Here is a 5063-nt window from a genome sequence, read left to right on the forward strand (position 1 = left end):
CGCATACCGGGGCCCAGGGCCGCCGCGGACGACTTCGGCGACCTGGGCCGCGTGGCGCCGCCGGAGCCCGCGGCGCCCGCCCCGGTCCTCCCCCACCGCGTGCTCCAGGCCCTCCTGGGTGCCTGGGCGCTCGCCGCCTGCTCCGCCGAGGAGACCGCGGCCGTCGAGGCGCACCTCACCGCGTGCGACGCCTGCGCCGACGAGGCGCTGCGGTTGCGGGACGCGGTCGGGCTGCTGCACACCGACCGGAGCCTGGACCTCGATCCGCTGCTGCGGGCCCGGGTGCTGGAGGGCTGTCTGAACCGGCGGCCCGCGAAGATCCCGGTGCCCGGCTGGGCCGCCCCGTACGACGCCGAGACGGCGCGGCTCGACGCGCTGCTGCGGGACATCGACGCCGCCGAGTGGCACGCCCCGGTGCGGCTGAAGTGGTTCGAGGACGAGCGGCAGGCGGGCCGCCGGACCACCGTCGCCGGGGTGATCGGGCACCTGATGAGCGTGGACGGCCTGGTGGGCGCCGCCCTCGGGCTCGACGACCCGCTTCCCGGCGCCCCGCTCACCCCGAGCGCGCGCACCGAGGCGTACTGGGCGTCCGACCGGCGCCCGCCCACCCGCGCCGTCCGGGAGCCGTGGCGCGAGCAGAGCCACACGCTGATCAGGACCGTGTCGTTCGCGCGGCCCGGGGCCTCGGAGCTGTCCGTGCCGTACGGGGACTTCGCGCTGCCGTTGCAGGACGCGATGCTCGACCGGGCCTTCGAGTGCTGGGTGCACGGGCGGGACATCGCGAAGGCGGTGGACTACCCGTACGAGCCGCCGTCCGCCGGGCATCTGCACCGGATGATCGACCTGGCGGTCCGGATGCTGCCGGGGGCGCTGGCGGCACGGCGCCGGGCGGGTCTCGCCGGTCCGGCCAGAGGGCTGGTGCCGGCCGGGGCCCCGGGGCGCTCGCTGCACCTGGAGATCGAGGGCTCGGGCGGCGGCGACTGGTACATCGCGCTGGACTCCCCCGCAGCCCTCGGGTCCGCCGAGCACACGGTGGCGCAGGTCGCGCTGGACGGGGTGGAGTTCTGCCGGCTGGTGGCGGGGCACGTGCCGCCCGTGGAGGCGGCGGCCGGGCAGCGCGGGGACCGCGAGGCGATCGGCGACGTGCTGTCCGCCGCCGCCTCGCTCAGCCGGCTGTAGCCCTGCCCGGGGAACCGCTCAGTCGAAGACGACCGTGCGGCGGCCGTTGAGCAGGATGCGGCGTTCCGCGTGCCACTTCACCGCGCGGGCCAGGGCCTGGCACTCCACGTCCCGGCCGATGGCGACGAGCTGGTCGGGGGTGACACCGTGGCCGACCCGCTCGACCTCCTGCTCGATGATCGGGCCCTCGTCCAGGTCGGCGGTGACGTAGTGGGCGGTGGCGCCGATGAGCTTCACGCCGCGCGCGTGCGCCTGGTGGTACGGCTTGGCGCCCTTGAAGCTCGGCAGGAAGGAGTGGTGGATGTTGATGATCCGGCCGCTGAGCCGCTTGCACAGGTCGTCCGAGAGGACCTGCATGTAGCGGGCCAGGACGACCAGCTCCACGTCCTCCTCGCGGACCAGGTCCAGCAGCTCCGCCTCGGCCTGCGGCTTGTTGTCGCGGGTCACCGGGATGTGCCGGAAGGGCACGCCGTACGAGGCGACCAGCTCGGCGAAGTCCGGGTGGTTGGAGACGACGGCGGCGATCTCGACCGGCAGGGCGCCGATCCGGGACCGGAAGAGCAGGTCGTTCAGGCAGTGGCCGAACTTGCTGACCATGAGCACGATCCGCATGCGCTCCGAGGCGCGGTGGATCTGCCAGTCCATGGCGAAGGAGTCGCCGATCGCGGCGAAGCTGGCCCGCAGCTTGTCGACGGTGACCGGGGTGCCCGCCGAGAAGTGGACGCGCATGAAGAACAGGCCCGTGTCGTGGTCCCCGAACTGCTGGCTGTCCTCGATGTTGCAGCCGGTCATGAAGAGATAGCTCGACACGGCGTGCACGATGCCCTGTTTGTCGGGGCAGGACAGCGTGAGGACGTACTGGTCGGGGGCAGGCTGCGGCGCGGTCATCCCCGTAGCGTGCCACACGGGGCGTGGTTCAGGCGGACCTGGTCAGAATGCGGAGGACGTCCAGGGAGCGCGGCGGTGCGTCGGGGTCCTCGCCGTCGTTGGTGGCGAGCAGCACGTGCGCCTCGCGGGCGGCGGCTACGGCCTCCGGCCAGCCCGGGTGCTCCAGGTAGACGGAGACGGGTGCGTCCGCTCCGACCTGGTGCAGGATGCGCAGCACCCGGAGCACGGCGGCGTCCACCAGGGCGGCCTCGGTGGCGTCCCGGAAGATCGTGCCGACGTACTTCTCGGCGGACCAGTTGTCGAGCCAGGTGTCCTCGACCAGGCGGTAGACGGCGTCGGTGACGTCGCCGTACCCCTCCCGGCCGGCCAGCCAGCAGTCGCGGTGGAAGACGGGGTCGGAGAGCATGTGCAGCGCCGAGCGCACGTTGCTGCGCCAGCGCCACCACGGAAGGTCGTTGAGCGGCATGCCGCCCATGGTGGAGGAGCGACGGCCGCGACGGGAAGAGTTCTCGGAACCTTGCTGCACGGTTGTCGATCGTACGTTCCCCTCTCGGTGCCGATGACCGGCCCCTGGCGTTCACGGTGACGTCACCGGCCGTTGACGGCTCCACACCACGGCGTTACCCGGGGCGGGGAAAGGTCTCGGTCCATGACCGGACGGCGACGCCCCCACCCCTCCCGCTCCTTCGGAATGCTCACCGGCGCGGTGACGGCCGGGGCCATGCTGCTGTCCGGCTGCGGCGCGCTCCCTGGGGGATCGGGGGATTCCAGGGAGCCCGTCACCGTCGTGACCTGGGCGCCGAGCGGCGCCTCGGGACCGGACGCCGAGAACATGGCGGGGATGACCGCCATGGCGCAGGCGTACGGGCGCTGGATCAACGCGCGGGGCGGCATCGACGGGCACCAGCTGCGCGTCGTCACCTGTGACGAACAGGACGCCTGGACCGGGGCGGGGGACTGCGCCCGCAAGGCCGTCGAGGAGAAGGCGGTCGCGGTCGTCGGCTCGTACAGCCGGCACGGGCGGGCCTACATGGCCCCGCTGGAGGTCGCCGGCATCCCGTACATCGGCGGTTACGGCGCCTCCGAGGAGGAGTTCCGCAGCTATGCGTCCTACCCGGTGACCGGGGGCCAGTCCGCGCTGCTCGCCGGCACCGCCGAGCAGCTGTCGCACGACTGCGACCGGGTCACGCTGGTCCGCCCGGACACGCTGGCCGGCGACAGCGAGGCATGGCTGCTGCGCACCGGCCTCAAGGGCGCCGGCCGGCCCCTGCCGCTCGACATACCGGCCGCCGAGGGCGCCACCTCGTACGACGCGGAGGCGCGACGCGCGTTCTCCGGGGCGGACGCGGCGGGCGGATGCGTGACGTCCGTGCTGGGCGACCGCACGGAGACCTTCTTCGACTCGTTCCGGCGGCTGGAACCGGAGGGCGCCACCGTGCGCGTGGCCTCCGTGCTCGGCAGTGTGGGGCAGCCGCTCATCGACCGCACCGGCGGCCGGGACAGCCCGTTCGAAGGGGCGTACGTCACCGGCTGGTACCCGCCCCCGGGCGACGCCAGGTGGGACCCGATGCGGAAGGTGATCCGCGCGTACGCCTTCGGCGACAACCGGATCGACCCGGACGACCCGGGCGTGCAGACCACCTGGATCGCGTACACCGCGCTGAAGTCGGTCATCGAGTCGATGCACGAGTCCGGGATCACCGCGTCGAAGCTCACCAGGGCCCTCGGCAAGGGCGTCCGCGCCGACACCGGGGGCCTCACGCCCGTGCTGCGCTGGCGCTACGAGGACATGATCGGCTCGCGGTCCTACCCGCGCGTCGTCAACAGCAAGGTGACGTTCCAGGTGGTGCGCGACGGGCGGCTCGTCGCGGCGCGGAAGGACTTCGTGGACGTCACGGAGACCATGGCCGAGGCCAGCGCGACCCGCTGAACCGGCGCGGGCGCGCCGGGCCGGTCCAGCGGGCCCGGGTGGGCCCGGAGGTCAGAGGGCGGTCGCCTGGCGCTTGGTCAGGCCGTACTTCTCCGCGATCTTGTTCCACAGCCCGGACGCCTCCTGCTTCGCCTTGCTGGCCTCGGCGCTCTTCACGGTGGCCTGCTTGGTGTGCGAGGTCGTCTTCGCGTGCCCGTGCTTGCAGACCTTCTTGCTCTTGGCCTGCGCCGCCCAGGCGGCGTAGTGGTCGTCCGCGGACGCGGACGCCTGCCACGCCGTGGTGAGCGCGGCCGTCAGCCGGTCGTGGTCCGGCAGCTTGTCCACGGACAGCGCCTGGAGCCGCGTGACCAGGTCGCGGCGTTCCGTCGCGGCGCCCTTGAGGTCGGAGACGGCCGTGTCCAGGTCGGTGCAGGTCTTGGTCTTCTCGACCGCCCCGATCACCGCGGCGCGGCTGTTGTTGCTGTCCGCGAGGAGCTTGTCCAGCGCCTCGGCCTGCGGCTTGGCCGGGTCGGCGGCGGGCTGCTCCTTCTCGCCGGACGCCTCCCCGGCGGCCGGTGAACTCGCGGACGCCACCGGCTGCTTGGCGTCCTTGTCGTCGTCGCCGCCGCTCATCAGCGCGCCGGCGCCCAGACCGATCACCGCGCAGCCGACCACGACGGCCGCGATCAGCGGCACCGCGCCGGACTTCTTGCGCCGCCCGCCGTCGCCCTCGTCCCGCCCCGGCCCGTCCTGGGGGCCGCTGTACGGGGGCGGCTGCTGGAAGCCCTGCTGCGGCGGCGGACCCGCCTGGTACGGCTGCTGCCGCGGGGGCTGCTGGTACGGGGCCTGCTGCTGGGCCGGGTCGAACCGCGGCATCTGCTGCGTCGCGCCTTCGGGTGCGTCGCTGCGGAAGAGGTTGTCGAACTCGGCGGGCGGCTGCCGCTCGCCGGGCGCCCCGGGCCGGATGCCGTACGGGGCGCCGCCGGGCACCGGGGGGATGTACTGGGTCGCCTCGGCGTCCCCGCCGCCGCCCTGCGGGGCCTGCGCGGCGCGGCCCAGGAACTGCGTGGACTCCGCGGGGTTCTCC

At 73.8% G+C, this 5063-nt stretch carries 5 protein-coding genes; 2 read left to right on the forward strand and 3 right to left on the reverse strand.

What is annotated here, in order from left to right; translation table 11 throughout:
- Window positions 1-1179, forward strand: a 1179-nt coding sequence (locus G3I41_RS14010; protein ID WP_164400540.1) for a maleylpyruvate isomerase N-terminal domain-containing protein, incomplete at its 5' end; no start/stop codon positions are given.
- A gap of 18 nt (window positions 1180-1197) precedes the next feature.
- Here G3I41_RS14010 and purU read toward each other — a convergent pair.
- Both purU and G3I41_RS14020 read right to left on the reverse strand, forming a co-directional pair.
- A complete protein-coding gene (gene purU / locus G3I41_RS14015) occupies window positions 1198-2067 on the reverse strand; it encodes a formyltetrahydrofolate deformylase (protein ID WP_164400541.1) in 870 nt (289 codons plus the stop codon).
- Window positions 2068-2095: 28 nt separating this feature from the next.
- Complete coding sequence (locus G3I41_RS14020) at window positions 2096-2533, reverse strand: hypothetical protein (RefSeq protein ID WP_239081618.1); 438 nt, start codon at window positions 2531-2533, stop codon at window positions 2096-2098.
- Window positions 2534-2716: 183 nt separating this feature from the next.
- Between G3I41_RS14020 and G3I41_RS14025 the strand changes: the two genes are divergently transcribed.
- On the forward strand, window positions 2717-3997 hold the full coding sequence (locus tag G3I41_RS14025) for an ABC transporter substrate-binding protein (RefSeq protein ID WP_164400542.1): 1281 nt from the start codon (window positions 2717-2719) through the stop codon (window positions 3995-3997).
- A 51-nt stretch (window positions 3998-4048) separates the two neighbouring features.
- Here G3I41_RS14025 and G3I41_RS14030 read toward each other — a convergent pair.
- Window positions 4049-5063, reverse strand: a 1015-nt coding sequence (locus G3I41_RS14030) for a hypothetical protein (protein WP_164400543.1), incomplete at its 5' end; no start/stop codon positions are given.

Source organism: Streptomyces sp. SID9727 (assembly GCF_010550605.1).
Taxonomy (GTDB): Bacteria; Actinomycetota; Actinomycetes; order Streptomycetales; family Streptomycetaceae; genus Streptomyces.